We start from the raw sequence: 22,361 nt of genomic DNA, 5'->3' as shown, positions 1-22,361 counted from the left end.
ACGGCAAAGAACTTATTCAGAAAATTTTCGATTAAGAAAAACCATTACTGAAAATAGAAATTACATAAATGATGAGTGTTATCCAAGCAGCTAATATCAAAATACCTAAGCTACCTAAAATTATACCCAAACGAGCCCATTTTTTGTTACTAACTTTTCGGACACTCATGATACCCATTATCAAGGCTGCAAAAGAAATTGCTGCACCTATCAGCACAGACAATGTCCCCGCACTCGCTATTCCCAAAACCAACATCGTTCCTAATCCAACAATACCCAATATCCCAGAGGTTTTGGCTATCTTTTGGTGATTTGGCAGCTTTTCTTTTATAACAGAATCTTTTTTAACCACCTGATTATGAACATGAATTTTCAGAGAATCAAAGATAAATTCGCTAGATTTGGTTGTTTCTGTGTTGGCGAAAGTGACTAATGGAAATATTAAGATGATGAGAAGAAATAAGGTGGATTTCATTTTTGGACTTTGTTTGGTTCTAAATTCAAAAATAGTAGAAAAATAATTCAATAGTATTCAGTAGAAATGAAAATTTAAAACCTGCGTTTTTGAAACTAGTGAAAAAAAAGACTTATTTTAGGCCTAAATGCAGTCATATTGAGTAAAACTCAATTGCTCACTACCACCAATGGTAAAACGATACTAGAGCTGGGAAAAAGTAAAATTCCGCTACTCCAAAACCTTTATTAGATATTCTTCTAATTCACTTTTCATCGGGCTAGGTGCTTCCATATTTAATACTTTGCCCTCACTATTGACAATCCAATACCTTGGAACTGATACCAGGTTAAATTTCTTTTTTTCGGACTCAAAACTCTCTTTGGTAACAATATAATTATCGTCAATATTCCCATCCTTATCCCTCACAAACCGCTCCCAATGCACCCAGTTATCATCTATTGAAATCTTGATAACTTTGACTTTGCCCTGATATTTTGCTTTTATTTTTTCTAAGAACGGATTTGCTGCAATACAAGGTCCACACCAAGTTGCCCAAAAGTCGATTAAAATTATCTTATCATTGTATTTCTTAACCTCAAATTTTTCATTGTGAAGATTTACTGCATCAATCTCAAATTTCTGCATGGATAAGGATTGTTTTTGCTTCAAAAAACTCTGAACAAAGTTCAAATGTGCAGAATTTGGATTAGCAATACAGAAGTTTTCTAAAAAGTTTTGAGTTGTTACGTCCAATGGAAGATTAAATTTGGCCATATATCGTATTAAATCACCAAGTATATAAATCTTTAGATTTTCATCAATTTCTAAAGAATTAATCCATGTCTCACCGGCGACCAATAATTCGGCAAAATTGGGTTTGGGAACTTTTAAGTTTTTATAAATTACTGGTAAATGAAAGATAATATATCTTCTTATTGTCTCTAATTCATAATAACTGGACTGTCGATAATCGATTTGAGATAAATTCGCCCATTCTTCCACGTAATTAGTTTCAGCGGATTGCTCAGTGTCAGGAAATTTAAAAAGTTTGTACCCCGAAACCCTGTCAACATAGAGGTTAAAAAAGGTTCTCCTTAAGAATGACTGATCCGAGGTATAAATCTTTCTTTTGTTAAAGGGATCTAAGCCTAAAGAATCCATAAAATCAATGTGATATCTTACAAAAGAGGAAGAATCTTTCCATTTTGGACTCATGTAGCCTATGAATACTTTCGTCTTTTCAAAATAATCGTCATTTTCTTTTTTGAGATTCCATTTATTATTTTGACCGTCATAAGTCAAGGTTATTTTATCCTTTTCTTTGACTTTAAGCAAAATAGCACTTTTACCGATTTGAAAGTAGTAGAATTTTACATGAGAATTATCTAGCTCAAAACTAATGTCTTCTTTGCCAACAACTTTTTGACTGAAAACAACAATTTTTTCTTCGAGATTTTTGGAATAGAAAACAGATAATTCAGACGATGCTTTTACTTGACCTTCGAATTTTATAAGGATTTGAGAACCAAAGGCAGATCTGCCAATGATAATTAAGAAAAATAAAAGTGTAAGGAATAGTTTCATACAATGAAACTAAGAATTTAAGCTGAAGTTCACAAGCTCTCTTTCCGATTTTTTTACAAGAAATAGAAATTATTATTCTTCGCTAATTAAGTATCGGTTAGGTATTTGGCAGGTATTGCTATTTTGTATTTGAAAGTTTAAAGAATTAATTTTACTACAAATCAAGTATAACTCGTACAACAACCCAATGATGGTAGAACCATAGTAAAGATATATGACATTACAATCTTATATCAACAATTATGTTATTCAAGACTATTTAAACATCAATAGTCATTCTTTAATTGAACAAATTAATTTTATCTAAATTCTCGTTCATCCATTTGTAAACATTTTCCGGTTCTCTACTTAATTTTTCCAATCTAATGCTAAGTGTATCTCTACGCTCTTCTAAGTCTGTCCGACTAATCATTTCTTCAAAATCAGGTTTCGAGTTTTTAATCCATTTTTTTACGACATCAAGATAATCCTCGTAATATTTTTCTAAATCATTTGCAATTTCGACAAATCCAAAGAATCTAAATGATTCAATATAAACCTCATGCTCAGTTTCACCGCTTGAGACTGGACTTCTATTAAAAATAAAACCACTACCCCCTCCATTTGCAACTAAAATGGTGAATTCATCGAAGTAAAATAAATGCCTTTGATAAATATTTAAACCCTCTACTCCATTAGAAAATCCATACATACTTATTTCATATAAAATATCATCTGCACTTTTCATCATATATTATTTTGGAAATTAAAGTTAACTTTGAAATTTTAAAGTATCATCAACTCGCAAACCCTGGGATGTTAAAAAAAAATAATTAAGTATTTCGAAAGTGTTAGCTACTAAGGTATCTTATCAATTATGACTAATAAATTTACGTTAAATACGATAAACCTCAAAAATCAGCCGAATCTTCCCTGAACCAATTTGGAGCGAGTATTTGAAAACACATTAATTACAAATTTTGAATACGATTTCTCCCGAAGATGAAAACGCAGTTTGACTAAATTTGAAATAATAGTTTTCTTTAAAAAGTACAACCCCTTCCTTCCGTTTATTTTTATGAATGAGAGTTAATATTGTAAAATCGCCATAGTCGTTTACTTCCCATCGTCCCTTTTCTGCATACCCCAAACTATATGAATTATCTGGAAAAAGTACTAGTGGATTCTCTTCACTAGTATTAGAACAATATTTTCCATATAACTTTTTTTCAATTTCAGAAACAGATTGATTTGTGCAACCAACTATTACCAAAAGAGCAAAAAAGTATCTAATTATACTCATATCCAAAATACGGTGTAAATATCCTCCAAAATCATTTTGTAGGTGTTTCTCAGTTTTTCCTTTATAAGTGCAAAATTCAATCCAAAAAAAAGAGTTGGAAAATTCTAAATTCGCCAACTCTTTTTAAATCAGTTATATAAATATTGAATTACCTACTTACCTCAATCCCGCATTAATCTTCTCCAAAACCTCACTCCCAGGACATAATTCCTTTTCTGTAAGAGAATTAAGCGGTTTGTTTACGGTTCCTATCAGGTCGTTGAGTTCTATGCTTTCGGTGTCAAGGTACAGCAATCCTGTAAGAATTTCGTCTTTTTGGCGGGCTACTTGTAGGGCGTTGATGATAGATAGTTTGTCTTGTGGGTCGAAGCCTTGGTGTAGTTTATTGAGTTTGATAAACGTACCATCGTGCATTTCTACCATCTTGACATCTATTTCATCATATTCAGTCGTAATCTCCTCTTTTACAGGCACAAAATCCAAAGACGAAAGTGCCTCGTTGTGCTCACGCACATAGTCATACGACTTCGTAGAGCCTGGGTTGTTGTTAAAAGTCACGCAAGGTGAAACTACATTGATCAAGGAAAATCCAGAATGTGAAAGAGCAGCTTTTATCAATGGTATCAACTGATTTTTATCTCCACTAAAACTCTGGGCCACAAAGGTTGCACCCAATTCTATGGCTATGGCACACATATCTATGCCTTCAAAGTTGTTGACACTACCCGCTTTCGATACCGAGCCATGGTCAGCCGTGGCCGAGTCTTGTCCTTTGGTGAGGCCATAACAACCATTGTTCATCACAATGTAGGTCATGTTCAAGTTTCTACGAATCACGTGTGCAAACTGCCCAAAGCCGATAGAAGCACTGTCTCCATCACCGGAAACACCCAGATAAACCAAGTCCCTATTGGCTAAATTGGCTCCGGTGGCTACCGAAGGCATACGTCCATGCACAGAGTTGAATCCATGTGAATTGTTAAGGAAGTAGGCTGGAGTTTTGGATGAACAACCAATGCCCGACAGCTTGGCCACACGGTGTGGCTCGATAGACAACTCAAAGCAGGCGTCTACAATAGCAGCCGATATAGAATCATGTCCACAGCCCGCACAAAGTGTAGAAAGTGAACCTTCGTATTCTTTTCTGGTATAACCCAAGGTGTTTTTTGGAGCTCTTGGGTGTTCGAATTTTGGTTTTATATATGACATAAAAATTAGATACTTTGTAGGTTTAATGCACTGATGGGCTGAATAATTAAATCGGCGGTGATAGGTGTTCCGTCAAAATTCAAAACCCTGATCAATTTTTTAGGATTCACCTCCAACTCATTGATGAGCAAGGTTCTCATTTGGGCATCACGGTTTTGCTCTACCACAAAAACCTGCTTGTGGGCGTCGATAAAGTCTTCTACCTCTTGGCAAAAAGGAAAAGCTTTCAAACGCATGGCGTCTATTTTCAATCCATCGGCTCGCATAATATCCAAAGCCTCCTCAGCAGCATATCTCGAAGTTCCAAAGAATATCACCCCGATTTCTGACGTATTGTTTTCTTGGTAAAATGCAGGACTTGGAACCAAAGTTTTGGCGGTCTCCAATTTCTTAACCAATCTGTTCATGATACGCACATAAGTATCCGAATCTTCCGAATAAGCTGCTTTTTCGTCGTGAGAAGAACCTCTGGTGAAATATGCCCCTTTGGTAGGGTGTGTACCCGGCAAGGTTCTATAAGGAATTCCATCGCCATCGACATCTTTGTATCTGCCCCAATCTTGAGCTGCTTCCAACTCTTCGGCGTTTAAAACTTTTCCTCGGTTATATTTTCTGCTATCATCCCATTTGAAAGGCGGACACATGTGTTCATTCATACCCAAGTCCAAATCCGTCATAAACAGCACGGGAGTTTGTAATTGCTCCGCCAGATCAAAGGCATCGGCCATCATTTCGAAACACTCTGTAGGTGTTGAAGGAATCAAAAGCACATGTTTTGTATCTCCATGAGAAGCATATGCTGCCATCAACAAATCAGACTGTTGGGTACGTGTAGGCATACCTGTTGAAGGTCCAGATCGCTGAACATCAGCTAGGACGACCGGAATTTCAGAATAATAAGCCAAGCCCAAAAATTCGTTCATCAACGATAAACCAGGGCCTGAAGTTGCTGTAAATGCTCTTGCACCGTTCCAGTTGGCACCGATAGCCATACCGATGGCCGAAAGTTCGTCCTCAGACTGCACAACTGAGAAATTATTTTTGCCAGTCTCTGGGTCTTTTCTTAGTTTATTGGCATATTTTTCAAATGAACTCACCAATGAGGTAGAAGGTGTAATAGGATACCAAGAAACCACAGATGCACCGCCATAAACGGCACCCAATCCAGCTGCCGCATTGCCATCTATTAAAATCCAATCTTTCACCAAATCTCTTCTTTCTACCCTAAAATCAAGCGGAAAGTCAAAGTTTTCTGCTATGTAATCGCCACCGAGATTCAAGGCTTTAACGTTTGGAATCACCAATTTTTCTTTACCTTTGAATTGCTCCGAAAGCAATTTTTCTATTTCATCAAAGCTGATATCCAGCAACTTAGCCAATGCACCTACATATACGATGTTTTTGAACAATTGTTTCTGACGAGGATCTGAAAACTCTCTATTACAGATGTCCATCAAAGGAATACCGATAAAATTGATATCCTCTCTCAAAAACTCCTCATACAGCTTCTTAGTACTATCGTAAACAAAATACCCCCCTGGTCTTACAGAGGCTATGTCTTTTTTCAAGCTTTGTGGATTGACACTCACCATCAGGTCAATTCCATTTTTTCTACCCAAATAGCCTTTCTCACTCACACGCACTTCGTACCATGTGGGTAAACCTTGAATATTAGATGGAAAAATGTTTTTTGCCGAAACAGGCACGCCCATTCTGAAAATAGACTTCGCAAAAAGGGAGTTGGCACTGGCCGAACCTGTACCATTTACATTGGCAAATCTTACAACAAAATCGTTTATAGTACTCATATCATTCTTTCTTAACAACCTGCTTTTGCAGTTTTATACATAAATTTTTGCATGTCCCAAGCCGAAGTTGGGCAACGCTCCGCACATAAGCCACAGTGAAGACAAACGTCCTCGTCCTTTACCATTACTTTGCCAGTTTTCAATATATCAGACACCAAAATGTCTTGGCTTTTGTCCAAAGCCGGAATCAACAATTTGGCTCTCAAATCTTCTTCCTCAGCGTTTTCAGTAAAATTGATACATTGTGTCGGGCAAACATCCATACAAGCATCACACTCGATACATTTGTCTTCCATAAAGACGGTCTGTACGTCGCAGTTTAGACAGCGTTCAGCTTCTTTAAAAGCAGATTGCAAATCAAAACCCAGCTCAACCTCCTTCTTCCTATCTGCTAAAGTTATTTTCTTGTCTTCTTGTGGAACAACAAATCTTAAATCAGCCGAAACTCCATTGTCATAACTCCACTCATGAATACCCATTTTGGTACTTATTAAAGTTACATCTGGAGCAGGTCTGTCGCTGATATCTTGCCCTTGGCAGTATTTATCTATCGAAATAGCTGCTTGATGGCCTTGTGCCACGGCAGTGATTACATTTTTTGGACCGAGAGCTGCATCGCCGCCAAAAAATACACCTGCACAAGTAGAGGCAAACGTAGTTTCGTCTACCACTGGCATTTCCCATTCGTTAAATTCTACGCCAAGATCCTTCTCTATCCACTCAAAACGGTTTTCTTGACCAATAGCAATAATCACATCGTCCGCCTCTATGAATACATCAGGCTCACCAGTAGGAACCAATTTACGCTTTCCTTTCTCGTCGTATTGAGCCTCCACTTTCTCAAAAAACATGCCTTTTAGTTTGCCATTTTCTGAGACAAAGCTTTTTGGAACGTGATTTTCTAAAATAGGAATATCTTCATGAATCGCGTCTTCTTTTTCCCAAGGAGAAGCTTTCATTTCTTTGAAAGGACTCCTAACCAACACTTTCACCTCTTCACCGCCCAAACGACGAGAAGTACGGCAACAGTCCATGGCAGTATTTCCTCCTCCCAATACAATCACTTTTTTACCAATTTTATTGGTGTGCTCAAATGCTACATTAGCCAACCATTGAATACCGATGTGAATGTTCTCTTTTGCATCCCATCTGCCCGGAAGATTTGGCAAATCCTTTCCTTTCGGAGCTCCCGTGGCCACAAATACTGCGTCATACCCGCCATTTATTATATCCTTTAGGCTGGTAACATATTGGTTAAAATGCTTCACGATGTCCATGTCTAAAATGACATTTACTTCTTGATCCAGCACCGAATTAGGCAAACGGAAAGAAGGAATCTGGCTTCTCATCATGCCGCCACCCTTCGTTTGGTCATCGTACATGTGAATTTCGTAACCCAACGGAGCCAAATCTCTGGCCACAGTCAAACCAGCTGGTCCAGCACCGATGATGGCTATCTTTTTGCCGTTCTTTACTTTGGGTATTTCAGGCAAATATTGAGCGATGTCGTCTTTGAAATCTGCAGCTACTCTTTTGAGTCTACAAATGGCTACTGGCTCCTCTTCTACTCTGCCTCTTCTACAAGCGGGTTCGCATGGGCGGTCGCAAGTTCTACCCAAAACTCCTGGAAAAACATTGGACTCCCAATTGACCATATAGGCTTCGGTGTATTTGCCAGCGGCAATTAGTCTAATGTAATGGGGAACAGGTGTATGAGCAGGGCAAGCGTACTGACAATCAACTACTTTGTGAAAATACTCTGAATCTTTGATATTTGTGGGCTTCATATGCCTCTTGTAATAATATTATTTTTATAATTTATTTGAAATTTCAAATATTGCCAAATATAAATTGTTAGGATTTCTTAGAAAAGAAAAAGACTTTATAATAATTGGGCAAAATGCAAAAAAACAGTTATTTAGATTGGTTATAAATAGAAAATACCATTTTTAATACTAAATTTTGGATAAATAGTATTTTTTTGAATCGTACTTAAAAGTCAAACTTAGGCTTTTTTTGACCTAGAAAAAATAAATAAGAAAATTGGTTTGAGAGCAAAATCTAACTTTTAACTATTTCTATCAATCGTTCTACAAATAGCGTTTCATCATTATGTTGGAATATTATCGTATCCAATTTCAAAAGGAATTTTGCATAATGTCCAGAGATTTCCTCGATATTCGATTGAAAGGGTTTATTACAAATCACAAACTGAAACTGGTCTGTGAAAATATTGAAGACAATTATGGCTTCTTGTTGTCTCGAATTCGGAAAGCAATACAAAAACAGAGGTACGTCTAACAAGCCATAATCTGCGTAACTGTTCACCAAGCAAATATCGAAAAAATTATACTGAAGAAGTTGAGTTTTAAAACCATTTAAAAGTAAAAGATGACTAAGACTTTGGAGCTTAGCCTGAATATATCTCAATGGCTGATGTTTATCCGCTAAAATATTCATGGGCAACCAATTCTTTTTGCCAAAATCAAAAAAAGTAGTGCTTTCTTTGGCCATATCTAGCTTATAATCAAACTGCCCATAACCAGGCACATAATAACCAGGAAAAAAATATTTGTAGCCGTTAGCTTTTAAAAATAGAATTTTTTGAAGGAAAAGGTATTTTCCCAAACTGAATTTTCGATAGGCTGGATCAAAAACACTTACAATGCCTTGAGCCGAAATATCGCCAACATCAAAAACCCCGCACGCAATCAATGAGCCATTGTCATAAATTTCAATATGCCTTGAATCGAAAATATCAAAAAGTGAGTTTCCTGTGAGCAGGTTTTGAAGGGATGGAGCTATAGAAAAGCTTAAACTTTCTCGGTATTTGTAATATAAATCTTCCTTTTGATAGTCTATTTGGCCAGAAGTTACTTTTAAATCAAATCGACTATTTTGTTTTAAAAGTTTTTTTTGAGAGGGTGTAAGTTCAAATTTCTCTAAATCAATCCGAAGCCACAAAGCATTGAATTGCTCATTATTAAATATCAAAAAATTAGTGGTAAACATCGTTTGACCCATTCGAAACCAGCCCATTTGTAGGTATTGGTCCAGTTGAAAAGGCAATATGTATTCCAAATTCCTTACATCGGCCAATTTCCAGTTGCCGATTTCAATGTCATTATTTTCTTGATATTTCAATTATTCACTTATTAAAACCAAAAATTAGAAAACAATCCAATCTCTAAGGTTTCTCAGAAATTGTTCATGTTCACAAAAATATCAAGAAGCTAATGGGAATAATAAAATAGTGAAGATTTTTTTCACAAAAAAAGCGGCCTAGAAAAGCCGCTTTTCAAATTCTACAAATATTGTTAGGAAACAAAGAATCTAAATAAAAGGAACAAACCTGCTGATAACATCATAGAAACAGGCAGCGTAAGGACCCAAGCTATGGCTATATTTTTGATGGTGCCAGCCTGAAGGTTTTTGATGCCTTTAGAGGCTACCATAGAACCCGCAATACCTGATGATAAAGTATGCGTAGTACTAACAGGCAATTTAAAGCCAGAAGCCAAACCAATAGTAACAGCTGCAACTAACTCAGCAGAAGCTCCTTGTGCATAAGTCAAATGCGATTTCCCTATTTTCTCACCGACGGTAACCACAATTCTTTTCCATCCGATCATTGTACCCAAACCTAAGGAAAGAGAAATAAGCATAATAACCCAAAAAGGTGCAAAGTCTGTAGCCCTGCGAATTCCTTTTTCTTCTTTAATCGCCAAAGATGAAATTGTAGCTCTATCTGCAACACTTATACTTACACTTTCATCAGAAAGTAACTTTTTAGAATTACTTGAAATTTTCAATATGGCACCACGCAAACTAAGCTTTGAAAGAGTGTCTTTCGAAGATTGATTTACAACTGGATGTAAATAGGAAATATTAGATTTAATTTCGTTAATGTGTTTCATTTCTGAGGCACCTAACCCCACTGTATCAATTCTGTTTACTATCGTTTCAATTTTAACCAAATCTGGTTGAATATCTTTCAGTTTTTTGGCACTTGTAATAGCAAAATACGAAGGCAAAACTCCTATCAAAATCAACATCATTAATCCGATACCTTTTTGACCATCATTTCTTCCGTGAAAAAAACTCACCAAACCACAAGTAGTGATTAATGTTCCTCGGATCCAGCTAGGCGGTGCTTGATTCTTTTTAGGTTCAGAAAATATTTGATCTCTAACATTTTTACTTACTGTTCTTCTGAGTATAAACATCAAAAATATGGCTAGGGCAAAACCCAAAAGTGGTGCCATTAATAAACCAGTGAAAACATCTTTTACTTTATCCCAATTAATGGCAGCTGCACCTGTCTGATTTTCAGGAAGTAAGGCATAACCTAAGCCTACACCCATAATGGCTCCAATAAGCGTATGCGAGCTAGAAGATGGCAGACCGAAATACCAAGTACCAAAGTTCCAGATGATTGCACTAAACAACATGGCCATCACCATGGCAAGAGAGTGGTAAACGTTTTGGTCAATCAATAACTCCACTGGTAGTAGATTGACTATACTCATTCCCACACCTACACCACCAGTAATAACACCGATGAAATTAAGAATACCTGAGTAAACTACCGCTTGGGTTGGTTTGAGTGAATTTGTATAAATTACTGTAGCAACAGCGTTGGCGGTGTCATGAAAACCATTGATAAATTCGAAAACACAAGCTGCAAATAGAGCAAAAAAGAGAAGAAAGAAAACGTCATTTTCTAGACCAAACATAATAATTAGATTTTAGTTTTAGATTCTGATTCACATTGGTGTTACAAATGTCAGAATTAATTTTGACCTTACATAAAAGTTATCCACATCCTATGTTACGAAATTGTTAATTTTCTTTGATAGCTAACTGTCCACATGCCGCGTCTATGTCTTTGCCTCGGCTTCTTCTTATATTTACGGTAACGCCATTGTTCTCCAAGTATTTAGCAAATTTCTCTATAGCATCGACATCCGCATTTTTAAAATCTGCCTCATTTATGGGATTATATTCTATAATATTTACCTTAGAAGGTACTCTTTTACAGAACTTTAGCAAATCTTTGGCATCTTCAAGGGTGTCGTTAAAACCATTAAAAACAATATATTCAAAGGTGATTTTATTTCCTGTCTTTTTATAAAAATAAGTCAAGGCCTCAGTAAGATTCTTAATGCTATTCGACTCATTGATGGGCATTATGGTGTTGCGTTTTTCGTCATTGGCTGCATGCAGAGACAGAGCCAGATTGATTTTCACCCCATCATCTCCCAGTTTTTTGATCATTTTAGCTATACCAGCAGTAGAAACCGTAATTCGTTTCGGAGACCAGTTTAGTCCTTCTGGGGAAGTTATTTTTTCGACCGACTCCAAAACAGCTTGATAGTTGAGCAATGGCTCACCCATACCCATGTATACAATATTGGTCAAAGGCTGATTAAATCGTTCTTCAGCCTGATTTTTAATTAATATAACCTGGTCATAAATCTCGGCTGCATCTAGATTTCGCTCCCGTTTCATGTAACCCGTAGCACAAAACTTGCAGGTTAATGAGCAACCAACTTGTGAAGAAATACAGGCCGTCATACGCGTTTCGGTAGGAATCAAAACGCCTTCTACCAAGTGTTTATCAAAAAGTCTAAAGCCAGATTTTATTGTACCGTCGTCAGAATATTGTGATTTATAAACAGTTACTGGGTTTATTTCAAATTCACTCGATAAAGTTTCACGAAGCGTTTTCGAAAGATTGCTCATAGCTTGGATATCAGTGACAGACTTTTGCCAAATCCATTCCATAATTTGTTTTGCTCTAAAAGCCGGCTCTCCTTTTTCCTTAAGCCACTCTTTCATTTGCTCCAAACTAAGCTTTCTTAAATCCTGCTTCATCCTTAATTTTTTTACAAAAATCTATATAAATTGGCCTTTTCTCAAGAATATTGGGATAAGTTTTGGATAATCCTAAACTTTTGAATCAATCATTTTGTTTTTCTAATAATATATGGTATTTTTCAAATAAAAAAAATGAAAAATAGAATCCCAGTTCTATTACTTTTTTTTCTTTTCTTTTTGAGAGCATTAAATCCAATTGTGGCTCAAAAAAAAGAAAAGGTAGATAAGTTTGGGTTTTATTTTAAGGGAATAAGGCAAAATACTGCCAAAATCAAGTTTGAGCTCTATTCTAATCTGATTGTCGTAAAAGTAAGAATTAATAAATCCGACACCCTCAATTTTATCTTAGACACAGGCGTGAGTTCATTTATCATCACCGACCCTACTTTAGCCCAAAAACTTAAGTTGAATTTTAGCAGACAAGTAAAAATAAATGGAGCAGGAGAAAAGGACTTTATAAACGCCAATGTTTCTATTGGTCATAGTATAGACCTTGGGTTTGTCAAAGCTGAAAGACAAAATCTTGTGGTTTTGGATGAGGATATTTTGAAGCTCTCAGAATATATGGGTATTCCAATCCATGGTATATTTGGGCATGATTTGTTCGAAAGATTTGTGGTTACAATAGATTTTGGTTCGAGAGAGATATTTCTTAAAAATCATGATAAGTTTAAGCCTAAAAAATCCATGGGCGAGCGGTATCCTTTGATGGTAACGCAATCAAAACCTTATATTGAAGCCATAGAATTGGCTCAGAATGACAACAACGACTTTACAAAACTTCGTTTGGTTATAGACACTGGAGCGGGACATGCTTTACTTTTAAATACCCAAGACAATTCTCCCATTCACTTGCCTGATAAGGTTATAAGAGCCAATCTGGGCAGAGGCCTAAACGGAAGTATTGATGGTCATATAGGTAGAATTGAAAAATTCAGAATAGGGAAATACGAATTTAATGATGTGCTGGCTTCGTTTCCTGATAGTCTCTCGTTTAGTCTTAAATTCAATGAAAATTTTGATGGAAGGCAAGGCAGTATTGGTGGGGAGTTTCTAAGAAGATTTGTAATAACTTTCAATTATAGAGACGGTTACCTTATACTTAAACCCTTACGAACAAAATATAGAGAAACCTTCGAACACGACATGAGCGGTATGGAAGTGAGAGCGAAAGGAAATTTATACAGTGATTTTACAGTGACTTTTGTAACACCTGGCTCACAAGCAGATTTGGCAGGTATCAAAGAAAATGACCAAATCATTTTCATGAACAACAAACACTTTAAAGAATTAAATATCAACGATATATACAAAAACCTAAGCAAAAAAGAAGGCACAGAAATAGAATTATTTGTGCGACGAAATGGAGAACTTAAATTTTGCTATTTTAAGTTGAAGCGTGTAATATAAATTAAAAACTATAACTCAAATTTACACCTAGTCCCCTAATTCCCAAATATGGAACTGGCTTAACAGATTTGATTTCAGCTTTTTCACCAGCTATGTCCAAGGCAAAATATTGCCCCGAAAGACCAAAACGCTCAATTATTTTATCCTTAAGATACATTTTTTCGGCTTCCGAAAGTTTGGAAAGTAACTCAGTTTGAGCTACAGCATAAAAAGCCTTGGCCTTACCAAAATGTGGTCCAATAACCACTAAATCAAGTCCCATGCGGTTCCATTTCCATTGTTTTCCTATCAATAACCCACCCGAAAGTGTATTAAAAGTAAAGTTTACAGGAGTTTTTACATCAACAATCAAACCTTTGTAAAGCACTGAAAGTGAAGCTGGAACAGCCATATCGAAGTCTTCATATTGTCCAAAAAGGGCAACAAAAGGTCTATTTTTCTTTTTCCCAAGATAAAACCTAAGTTCTGGAGCATAACCTTTCACCCCAACCTTTGCTTCATCCATGAAAATATATTTGAATTTGATTCCTGTTAAGCCAACTCCGTATCGTTTTGCCAAGGTATCTACCTGGTTTCCAAATGGAATCAATGATTTTTGTCTGTAAAAAAAAGTATTGTTAAAGGAGATTTTTTTGGTCAGGATCCGCTCATATTGCAAAGAGTAGGTCTGGGTTAGCGGACCAGCGACATTAAATTTTATGGCGTTTTTTTGCTGCGAAAATACTGATAATGAAATACCCAAAAGAAGAAAAAAGACAAAAAAACGCATTATTTACTGATTAGGTTTAATATTTTTTCAAGAGTATTTAACTCCTCTGCTTTGAAATCTAAGTGTGTTACAAAACGAACCAACTGAGGCCCGAAAGCCACCGCACCAACGCCATTTTGTTTTAAAACTTCCAAAAAAGCTGTGTTGGTCCAGTTTTCAACTAACTCAAAAATCACAATATTAGTATCTATAGGCAGAATTTCTTTAACAAAAGTACACTTTTGGAGTATTTGGCCAATCGCCTTTGCATGGGCATGATCTTCTTTGAGCCTTTCTACATTGTTATCTAAAGCATAAATACCAGCCGCCGCTAAATATCCAGCCTGACGCCAACCTCCACCAAATGATTTACGAATTCTTCTCGATTTCTTGATAAAATCTTTAGTTCCCAAAAGCAATGAACCCACCGGAGCACCTAAACCTTTGGAAAGACAAATTGATATTGAATCAAAAGCACTTCCGAAATCTTTCGATGTTTCTGGTGTTTCAACCAAAGCATTGAAAAGTCTGGCTCCATCCAAATGAAATTTGAGATTTTTTTCTTGACAAACTTGCTTGATCTTAAGTATTTCGGCGAAATCATAAATAGAACCACCACCTTTATTCATGGTGTTTTCCAACGAAACCAAAGTACTCAATGGTAAATGAATATCTTCTGGATTGTTGAATGCACCCCTAACTTGCTCAGCCGTTATCCTCCCCTTATCTCCATCAATCAATTTTACAGAAGCGTGCGAATTTGCTGCAATCCCTCCACCTTCGTACAAATAAATATGGGAGTATTTATCACAAATAACCTCAGAACCCGGAAACAAATGAGCCTTTAGGGCTATTTGGTTGGTCATGGTACCAGAAGTACAAAAAAGAGCGGCCTCCATCCCAAACATCTCTGCCGCTTTGGTTTCTAATGCCGAAACCGTGGGGTCATCACCAAAAACATCGTCTCCAACTGCTGCAGAAAACATGGCTTCTAACATTTGCTTGGAAGGTTTTGTAACCGTATCGCTTCTTAAATCTATTGTCATTTATATTTTTTAATTCGGGAATTACAAAGTTAGGAGGTTAATTTGTTAATTCGACAATTTGTTAATTGGTTAATGTATCTTTCTATATGAATAAGATTAGGATTTTAATAATTTACCAGATTTTCAATAAAATTGTCGCATTGCCAAATTAGCACATTGACAAATTATAATCTTTACCAAGATTTTCTTATTTTTACTAAAAAATCAATCTATATGCCGGTATTCAACCTCAATATCAATAACAAAGTCTATAAAATCACCGCTGAGGCAGATATGCCTTTGGTGTGGGCTATCAGAGATTTGGCCAACTTAAAAGGCACAAAATTTGGCTGTGGAATGGCCCAATGCGGTGCCTGCACCGTTCACCTCGATGGTCAGCCTATTCGATCTTGTCAAATGCCGCTTTCGGCTATTTCGAAAAAAGCCAAAATTACCACCATCGAAGGCATAGCAGAACCAACCCTTCATGCCGTTCAAAAAGCTTGGATTGAAGAGCAAGTTCCGCAATGCGGCTATTGTCAATCAGGTCAGATAATGTCTGCAGTGGCATTATTGAAAACCAACAAAAACCCCAACGACGAAGAAATCCTGGCTGCCATGGAAGGCAATCTGTGCCGTTGTGGAACCTACCAAAGAATAAATACAGCCATCAAGAACGCCTCAAAAATGCTATAATCATGAAAAATAACAGAAGAGAATTCATAAAAACACTTGGATTGACTGGAATTGGATTGAGCATCGGCATTGATGGTTTTTCCAATAATATTGGCCTAAAAAAACTTACACCAGCGACGCTGGCTTTGGAGATAAATCCGTTTATCATTATTGAAAATACGGGTAAAATAACGCTTGTAAACAGCCGTCCAGATATGGGACAAGGCTCTACACAGGCTGTTCCATCACTTTTGGCCGAGGAATTAGAGGTAAGCCTTGACCAAGTCAGTATCATACAGTCTGACGGAAGAAGCAAATACGGAAGTCAACAATCTGGCGGAAGTAGCTCAGTACGTGGCCTTTGGATGCCACTAAGACAAGCGGGTGCCGCTGCCAAAGAAATGCTAATAAAAGCTGCAGCCGAAAAATGGGGCGTAAACGCAGGCGATTGTTATGCCGAAGCTGGAAAAGTTTTGTTGAAAGGCTCACAAAAAAGTGTGACCTACGGAGAAGTAGCAGACTTGGCTTCGACTTACGAAGTGCCAAAAAATCCAAAGCTTAAAGATCCAAAAGACTTCAAGATTTTGGGTAAATATAATCCAAGACTCGATGTGCCAGATAGAGTAACGGGAAAAGCGATTTATGGAATAGACGCCGAAATACCCGGTATGGTTTTCGCCAAAGTGGTTCATTCACCAAGAATTCACGACACCATCGCTTCAATTGACGATGCCGCTACTCGTAAAGTAACTGGAGTGCTTGACGTAATAAAAATAGAAAGGGCTATGCCACACACCAAAGTAGATGCCGTGGCCGTAATAGCTCAAAACCAATGGGCTGCTTTGAAAGGTGCAAAAGCATTAACTGTAAATTGGAAATCTGAAAGTGGAAAATACCTTAACCAGAATTCTTCAGAATATTTTGAAGCCGCGTACAATGCCGCTAAAAAGTCAGGAATAAGAGCAGAAGAAAAAGGTGATTTTGATGCTAATTTTGAGTCAGCTTCGCAAAAACTAGAGGCCGTTTACGAAACGCCATTTTTGGCCCATGCAGCCATTGAATCTGAAAATGCCACTGTTCATGTAAAAGACGATGGCTCTGTGGAGGTATGGGCACCCATACAAGGACCTGACGGTGCTTTAAGCCAAGTAGCTCAATATCTGGGAGTTCCTGAAGAAAAAGTAAAAATAAACGTAACACTTTTGGGTGGTTCTTTTGGCAGAAAAGCCTACATGGATTTTTTAAACGAAGCTTGCGATATTTCTCGCAAAATTAAAAAGCCCGTGAAAGTACTTTGGACCAAAGAAGACGACATCGCCCAAGGGCCTTATAGACCAGCCATGCTGAGTCGCATGCAAGGCGTTATAGAAAACGGTCGTGCGAAAGCCTTCCACCACCAAGCTATAGGTGAATCTATTGCAGGTCAGGTGTTTAATGGTTTAAGACCTAATACCGCCGACGATTGGCTGAGCGGTGAACTCAGTCAAGAAAATCACCAATACAATTTCGAAGTCAACAAAGTATCTTATTCTAGGGTAAAAACCAGCATACCAGTCGTTTGGTGGAGAAGCGTTTATGCCTCTAACTTTGGTTGGGGACAAGAATGTTTTATAGATGAAATGGCCCACGAAGCTAAAAAAGACCCTTTAGAGTTTAGATTGAATTTGCTAAAAAATGCTCCAAGATTCACGAAAGTTTTGAATCTGTTGGCAGAAAAAGCAGACTATAAAACACCGCTTCCAGCAGGAAAAGCCAAAGGAATTGCAGTTTTCCGGTCGTTTGACTCGATATCAGCGGCTTGTGTATTTGTATCAAAAACCGACACCGGCATAAAAATAGACAAAGTGGTTTCGGTGATAGACTGCGGAATGTTTGTTAACCCCGACAACGTAAAAGCCCAAACCGAAGGAAACATCATCATGGGTATCCAAGCTGCAACGAAAGGCGGAATAACCTTCGAAAACAACCAATGTGTGCAGTCTAATTACCATGATTATCAAGTACTTCGTAACTCCGAAACACCAAAAATGGAAATACACATCGTAGAAAACTACGAACGCCCAGGCGGTGTAGGAGAACCAGGCCTACCTCCTATCGCTCCAGCCCTTGGCAACGCCATTTTTAATTTGACTGGAAAAAGGGAGAGGAAGTTGCCTTTGGAGGTTTGAGTTATTTTTAGTTTTTCTTAATGAAATGTTTAAAAATGAAACAGATTCTGCTGGTTTCCTTGATATTGTTGTGTTCATCATGTACAGTAAATAAGGCTAATTGTGGGAGGCCAAAGCAACCTGAATTCTTTGGCGGAATGGGCGGTGACGGTGGCAAAGCTGAAAATGGCAAAGATGGTGAAGCCGGAAAGGATGGCAAAAAAGGTGGTTTGAACATCGAGATAAAATGAAATTTTAAAGATAAGGTTTTAAATGGATAGAAAAGATGTCATTTATGACTTCTTTAAGCCTAGTTCGTAATTGTTAATTTTAATTTTACTATTCTACCTGAACTTGACTTACCAAAAACTAAGTTTATGAATTAGAATGTATTTTTATTGATGAGAGCATTTATTAATTTGCCATCTAAAAATATTTTGTTGCATTAGGTTTTTATCGGAATGTTTACTCAGACATATTAAAATATTAATTTACTCAAGTTGTCAAAATAAAAACTCATTTTGTTATAAAACACCATGACCAAATTTCTACTTGTCTGCCTCTTCCTATTTTCTAAAACTGCCCTCTCTCAAGAGATTTGCAATCAAACAATCAACCTGTACATAGACAACAACACATTTCCAAATACAACTAAAAATTATATCAGAAATGTATGTTCAGGTGTAAACTTAACTATTGGAGTGGACAGCCTTCCAAATTCCCAAATCCAATGGTATAAAGATGAAAAAAAAATTGAAGGTGCTACGTCTCGACAAATTAAAACCTTAGAGGGAGGTGTTTATAATGTAAAAATAGCACATCAAGGTTGTGTTTACTATTCAAGTTTATTAGAACTAGTTCGGGTTAAATCAATTCGCCTTTGGGTTGATCACTCTAACTATAGATCAGATAGCATTGTAGGTTTGTGCAAAGGAGGAGTTGTTAGATTAATTACAAATATAGAATCTAGGCTAGGACCTCAAACTATTCAGTATTTTAAAGATCGAGAAAGAATTTACTCAATAGCGAGTATTACTGAGCCGGGTGTTTACTATGCTAGAGTAACTTCGGGTGAATGTCAGGCAACATCGAACTTTGTAAGGGTGATAAATTCGGATAGTCTTTTAATCAAACCAGACTGGAATCCCAATATTCGGAATTACATGGATACAGTATATACCTGTACCAAGACTTACAGAATATATAATGAAATAGCTGGTCAATATTCTTTATTTAAGGATGATGTACTTATTAAGAGTTTTGATCAAAACCAATATTTTACCAACGAAATAACAGAATCAGGGAAATATACTTTTAAATATACTCAAGGAGAATGTTCACATACTTCAAGACCTTTAATCTTTAACTTTGGAAATAAGGCTTCAATAACACTTCTAATAGATACTATAGCTTTCTGTCAGGATAAAGCAACTCTAAGAATTCAAGCTAATGCTTATCCCTATGATAAAGTTGGAAGCTGGTATTACGAGGAAACAAATGAATTGATTCAACCTAACTCATTTGTACTAGTTCCTGAAAAAACTGGGATTTATTATTATCGAAACATAGACCCTAATTGTGAGTTTGTAAGTAATAAAATCCTTGTTAACAATTTTAAACCAGAATTCAAACTTCGTATTTTCGGTTCTAACGGATTAAATCAAAATTCCGTTATTTGTACGGGTAACATTGTTACTTTAATATCAAATTCACTTTATCAACCAAGAAGTTATTTTTGGACACGAAATGGAAAAAAGATAAATTTTGGAGAACATAAGTTCTACAAAATAGATGTATCTGAAACCGGCACTTACCAGCTGCATTTAGATTATGGTTTCTGCCAATATATTTCTAATGAATTTTTCATTAAAATAGATAACACCGCAAATGAGTACACTACAATTAACCTTTCTGCTTGTAATGAAAAGACCGTAAAATTGAGCACGGTAAATTCTCCAATTGCAAAATATCAATGGTTTGTAAATGGTGCTACGCTAAAGGATCAAACTAAAAGTTTTATTGAAATTAAACCTCAGAATTCGGGAAATTATAGTGTACAAGTAAGCTCCGCTTGTTTTGAAAAAACAGTACAAAAATTGATTGGCGTTAAAACAACAAATTCATTGCAGGCTTGTGTTGGTTCCAGAATACAAATAAATGCTGATGGTGTGGATAAAAAATATTCTTGGAACGGCCCAAATAACTTCATCTCTAATAGCAAAGAGAACTCCCTATTTATTAATTCTGAAAATCAATTTGGGACTTACAAAGTAAAAAACTTTACAGATACTTGTCTCTTTGAAGGTACAATTAATCTTACAAAAAAGGTTTTGGGCAAATTTAACCTTAGCGGTTTAAATCAGGTAAGTTGTGAAACCCAGCCTTATGAGTTTAATATTCCGAGGGTAGATTCGTTGACATATTTTTGGAATGGCCCCAATAATTTCATTTCATACAAGAACAAACCAATTATTGAAAAAGTAGATTTCCAAAACACTGGACTATATAAAGTGATAGCAACAGATATCTCTAATTGTTCTATAGAGGATAGTTTAAGAATTGTCGTTAAGGAGTATATCAATCCTTCCGTTTTTGTAAGTGGTGGCAAGGACTTCCTTAAAAACGATTCCTTAGGTTTATTTTTTGATCTAAAATCTTATTCGCCTTGGGAAATTCAGTTGTCGAATGGAATGGTGCTTAATCCTATCCAAAGTCCTTACAAATACAATCTATACCTTGAAAAATCTGAAACATTTACAGTTAAATCAGTTAAAAATATTTGTGGTTTTGGAGAGATTAAAGGTGACGCTGTCTTTAACTTGATTCTTAATAATACAGAACCACCAAATAATCAATTTAGCGTTTTTCCAATACCAACAAATGGCCAATTATCAATAGAATGTAATAATATCACTGAAATTGGAGTTCAAATTTTCGACATTCACGGCAATCGAATTATGAATTTACCAAATTTCAATACGCAATTTCAAAAAGTGGATTTAAGTAAATTCCCAACTGGTCAATATTTAATTCAGGTATCATCAGATAAAGAAGTGTTATCAAAAAAAATTATCAAAATTTGATCCAATCCTAATTCATTCAATACCGATAAACTTCGAACTGAGAATTCGAGTTCATAAAATGACTAGTTCATGTTTCCTGAAAGTTTTAATTGAAACAACAACCAATTAAAATCGGTCTAAAGCTAATAGGGAGCAGCAACCATTACTAATACAAAACCTTTATAATGAATTACTTAAGAACTAAAAAAAGATAATTCACACTTCATAAACTCTCAAAATAATTGAAATTCTTGAGAAAAAGCATTGCTTAGATTCTTTTTCGTTCATCTTGTTGAGTTTTTTCTTAAAAACTATGCAGCAAATCCCACACATTAAAATCACCTTAAAATTTAAGCAACAGCTTCCTTATTTCGAACAATGCAGGTTAAGCAAGGTTACATCATCATTAAACTAAATAATAGTATGAAAAATTTATTGATCGCTTTGTTTTTGGTGTTCTCACCCATGTTCGCCTACTCTCAAACCAAAGATGTTGTAGACATCGCCATTGGTTCGCCTGATCATACTACCTTAGTTGCCGCCGTAAAAGCCGCGGATTTGGTTACAACACTCAAAAGTGCTGGACCTTTTACTGTTTTTGCTCCAACCAATTCTGCATTTGCCAAACTTCCGGAAGGTACAGTGGCAACTTTGTTGAAACCTGAAAATAAAGCCCAATTGGCAAAAATTTTAACTTACCACGTAGTAAGCGGAAATCTTGACGCCAATGCTGTTATAGCTGCTATAAAAGCTGGAAATGGTACAGCTAGCGTAACTACCGTAAGTGGTGGAAAGCTAAGCGTAAAATTATTTGGTGGTAAAGTTGTTATCACAGACGAAAAGGGTGGAATGGCCACTGTTGTCGCTGCAGATTTGAAAGGTTCAAATGGAGTAGTACATGTAATTGACTCGGTGGTTTTACCAAAATAATTCTTCCCGAATTTAGAGAAAACCTATCCAGCAACCTGGGTAGGTTTTTTTATGATTTATTTGATTGTCATAATTCATAACAACTGTGTTTTACCTTATTCTAAGCTTCATTCTTCCGGAAAATTCAAAACTACACTGAATTTG

General features: G+C 36.3%; 18 protein-coding genes. 6 read left to right on the top strand and 12 right to left on the bottom strand.

Annotated features, from left to right (window positions below):
- Positions 1-31: 31 nt before the first annotated feature.
- The 10 genes from EGI24_RS10910 to rlmN all read right to left on the bottom strand — a co-directional run bounded on the left by EGI24_RS10910 (position 32) and on the right by rlmN (position 12,217).
- Positions 32-475 carry a hypothetical protein gene (locus EGI24_RS10910; protein WP_255048426.1) on the bottom strand — a complete coding sequence of 148 codons (444 nt, stop codon included), beginning with the start codon at positions 473-475 and terminating at the stop codon, positions 32-34.
- A 210-nt stretch (positions 476-685) separates the two neighbouring features.
- Positions 686-2,041, bottom strand: coding sequence for a TlpA disulfide reductase family protein (locus EGI24_RS10905; protein WP_255048425.1), 1,356 nt, complete (start codon positions 2,039-2,041; stop codon positions 686-688).
- 280 nt (positions 2,042-2,321) lie between these two features.
- Complete coding sequence (locus EGI24_RS10900) at positions 2,322-2,768, bottom strand: hypothetical protein (RefSeq protein WP_255048424.1); 447 nt, start codon at positions 2,766-2,768, stop codon at positions 2,322-2,324.
- A gap of 219 nt (positions 2,769-2,987) precedes the next feature.
- Positions 2,988-3,440 carry a hypothetical protein gene (locus EGI24_RS10895; RefSeq protein ID WP_255048423.1) on the bottom strand — a complete coding sequence of 151 codons (453 nt, stop codon included), beginning with the start codon at positions 3,438-3,440 and terminating at the stop codon, positions 2,988-2,990.
- Between the two features lie 39 nt (positions 3,441-3,479).
- Positions 3,480-4,532 (bottom strand): 2-oxoacid:ferredoxin oxidoreductase subunit beta, encoded by a 1,053-nt coding sequence (locus tag EGI24_RS10890; RefSeq protein WP_255048422.1) that lies wholly within the window; start codon positions 4,530-4,532, stop codon positions 3,480-3,482.
- Positions 4,533-4,537: 5 nt separating this feature from the next.
- Positions 4,538-6,340 carry a 2-oxoacid:acceptor oxidoreductase subunit alpha gene (locus EGI24_RS10885; RefSeq protein ID WP_255048421.1) on the bottom strand — a complete coding sequence of 601 codons (1,803 nt, stop codon included), beginning with the start codon at positions 6,338-6,340 and terminating at the stop codon, positions 4,538-4,540.
- Between the two features lie 11 nt (positions 6,341-6,351).
- Positions 6,352-8,127 (bottom strand): FAD-dependent oxidoreductase, encoded by a 1,776-nt coding sequence (locus tag EGI24_RS10880; RefSeq protein ID WP_255048420.1) that lies wholly within the window; start codon positions 8,125-8,127, stop codon positions 6,352-6,354.
- Positions 8,128-8,401: 274 nt separating this feature from the next.
- Positions 8,402-9,484 carry a hypothetical protein gene (locus EGI24_RS10875; RefSeq protein ID WP_255048419.1) on the bottom strand — a complete coding sequence of 361 codons (1,083 nt, stop codon included), beginning with the start codon at positions 9,482-9,484 and terminating at the stop codon, positions 8,402-8,404.
- Between the two features lie 173 nt (positions 9,485-9,657).
- Positions 9,658-11,076, bottom strand: coding sequence for an inorganic phosphate transporter (locus EGI24_RS10870; protein ID WP_255048418.1), 1,419 nt, complete (start codon positions 11,074-11,076; stop codon positions 9,658-9,660).
- A 106-nt stretch (positions 11,077-11,182) separates the two neighbouring features.
- A complete protein-coding gene (rlmN, locus tag EGI24_RS10865; RefSeq protein WP_255048417.1) occupies positions 11,183-12,217 on the bottom strand; it encodes a 23S rRNA (adenine(2503)-C(2))-methyltransferase RlmN in 1,035 nt (344 codons plus the stop codon).
- A gap of 135 nt (positions 12,218-12,352) precedes the next feature.
- Between rlmN and EGI24_RS10860 the strand changes: the two genes are divergently transcribed.
- Entirely contained in the window at positions 12,353-13,630 is a 1,278-nt protein-coding gene (locus tag EGI24_RS10860) for an aspartyl protease family protein (protein WP_255048416.1), read from the top strand.
- Position 13,631: 1 nt separating this feature from the next.
- Here the strand turns inward: EGI24_RS10860 and EGI24_RS10855 are convergent, their stop codons facing one another.
- Positions 13,632-14,399 carry a DUF3575 domain-containing protein gene (locus tag EGI24_RS10855; RefSeq protein WP_255048415.1) on the bottom strand — a complete coding sequence of 256 codons (768 nt, stop codon included), beginning with the start codon at positions 14,397-14,399 and terminating at the stop codon, positions 13,632-13,634.
- Positions 14,399-15,424 (bottom strand): low specificity L-threonine aldolase, encoded by a 1,026-nt coding sequence (locus tag EGI24_RS10850; RefSeq protein ID WP_255048414.1) that lies wholly within the window; start codon positions 15,422-15,424, stop codon positions 14,399-14,401. Before EGI24_RS10850 ends, EGI24_RS10855 begins: the two co-directional genes overlap by 1 nt.
- A gap of 213 nt (positions 15,425-15,637) precedes the next feature.
- Between EGI24_RS10850 and EGI24_RS10845 the strand changes: the two genes are divergently transcribed.
- From EGI24_RS10845 to EGI24_RS10825, 5 genes are all read left to right on the top strand, one after another.
- Positions 15,638-16,099, top strand: a complete 462-nt coding sequence (locus EGI24_RS10845) for a (2Fe-2S)-binding protein (RefSeq protein WP_255048413.1) — start codon at positions 15,638-15,640, stop codon at positions 16,097-16,099.
- Between the two features lie 2 nt (positions 16,100-16,101).
- Entirely contained in the window at positions 16,102-18,246 is a 2,145-nt protein-coding gene (locus EGI24_RS10840; protein WP_255048411.1) for a molybdopterin cofactor-binding domain-containing protein, read from the top strand.
- 35 nt (positions 18,247-18,281) lie between these two features.
- Entirely contained in the window at positions 18,282-18,476 is a 195-nt protein-coding gene (locus EGI24_RS10835; RefSeq protein ID WP_255048410.1) for a hypothetical protein, read from the top strand.
- Positions 18,477-18,761: 285 nt separating this feature from the next.
- Positions 18,762-21,308, top strand: coding sequence for a T9SS type A sorting domain-containing protein (locus EGI24_RS10830; RefSeq protein ID WP_255048409.1), 2,547 nt, complete (start codon positions 18,762-18,764; stop codon positions 21,306-21,308).
- A 402-nt stretch (positions 21,309-21,710) separates the two neighbouring features.
- Positions 21,711-22,217, top strand: a complete 507-nt coding sequence (locus EGI24_RS10825; RefSeq protein ID WP_255048408.1) for a fasciclin domain-containing protein — start codon at positions 21,711-21,713, stop codon at positions 22,215-22,217.
- Positions 22,218-22,361 lie beyond the last annotated feature (144 nt).

Origin of the sequence: Lacihabitans sp. CS3-21 (assembly GCF_024343675.1) — a bacterium.
GTDB lineage: Bacteria > Bacteroidota > Bacteroidia > Cytophagales > Spirosomataceae > Leadbetterella.
This window is presented reverse-complemented; position numbering and strand designations above follow the sequence as displayed.

Excerpts from the sequence above, each read along its gene's own strand:
- EGI24_RS10910 (WP_255048426.1), bottom strand. The coding sequence starts at position 475 with ATGAAATCCACCTTATTTCTTCTCATCATCTTAATATTTCCATTAGTC.
- EGI24_RS10905 (WP_255048425.1), bottom strand. The coding sequence starts at position 2,041 with ATGAAACTATTCCTTACACTTTTATTTTTCTTAATTATCATTGGCAGA.
- EGI24_RS10900 (WP_255048424.1), bottom strand. The coding sequence starts at position 2,768 with ATGAAAAGTGCAGATGATATTTTATATGAAATAAGTATGTATGGATTT.
- EGI24_RS10890 (WP_255048422.1), bottom strand. The coding sequence starts at position 4,532 with ATGTCATATATAAAACCAAAATTCGAACACCCAAGAGCTCCAAAAAAC.
- EGI24_RS10885 (WP_255048421.1), bottom strand. The coding sequence starts at position 6,340 with ATGAGTACTATAAACGATTTTGTTGTAAGATTTGCCAATGTAAATGGT.
- EGI24_RS10880 (WP_255048420.1), bottom strand. The coding sequence starts at position 8,127 with ATGAAGCCCACAAATATCAAAGATTCAGAGTATTTTCACAAAGTAGTT.
- EGI24_RS10870 (WP_255048418.1), bottom strand. The coding sequence starts at position 11,076 with ATGTTTGGTCTAGAAAATGACGTTTTCTTTCTTCTCTTTTTTGCTCTA.
- rlmN (WP_255048417.1), bottom strand. The coding sequence starts at position 12,217 with ATGAAGCAGGATTTAAGAAAGCTTAGTTTGGAGCAAATGAAAGAGTGG.
- EGI24_RS10860 (WP_255048416.1), top strand. The coding sequence starts at position 12,353 with ATGAAAAATAGAATCCCAGTTCTATTACTTTTTTTTCTTTTCTTTTTG.
- EGI24_RS10855 (WP_255048415.1), bottom strand. The coding sequence starts at position 14,399 with ATGCGTTTTTTTGTCTTTTTTCTTCTTTTGGGTATTTCATTATCAGTA.
- EGI24_RS10850 (WP_255048414.1), bottom strand. The coding sequence starts at position 15,424 with ATGACAATAGATTTAAGAAGCGATACGGTTACAAAACCTTCCAAGCAA.
- EGI24_RS10845 (WP_255048413.1), top strand. The coding sequence starts at position 15,638 with ATGCCGGTATTCAACCTCAATATCAATAACAAAGTCTATAAAATCACC.
- EGI24_RS10840 (WP_255048411.1), top strand. The coding sequence starts at position 16,102 with ATGAAAAATAACAGAAGAGAATTCATAAAAACACTTGGATTGACTGGA.
- EGI24_RS10835 (WP_255048410.1), top strand. The coding sequence starts at position 18,282 with ATGAAACAGATTCTGCTGGTTTCCTTGATATTGTTGTGTTCATCATGT.
- EGI24_RS10830 (WP_255048409.1), top strand. The coding sequence starts at position 18,762 with ATGACCAAATTTCTACTTGTCTGCCTCTTCCTATTTTCTAAAACTGCC.
- EGI24_RS10825 (WP_255048408.1), top strand. The coding sequence starts at position 21,711 with ATGAAAAATTTATTGATCGCTTTGTTTTTGGTGTTCTCACCCATGTTC.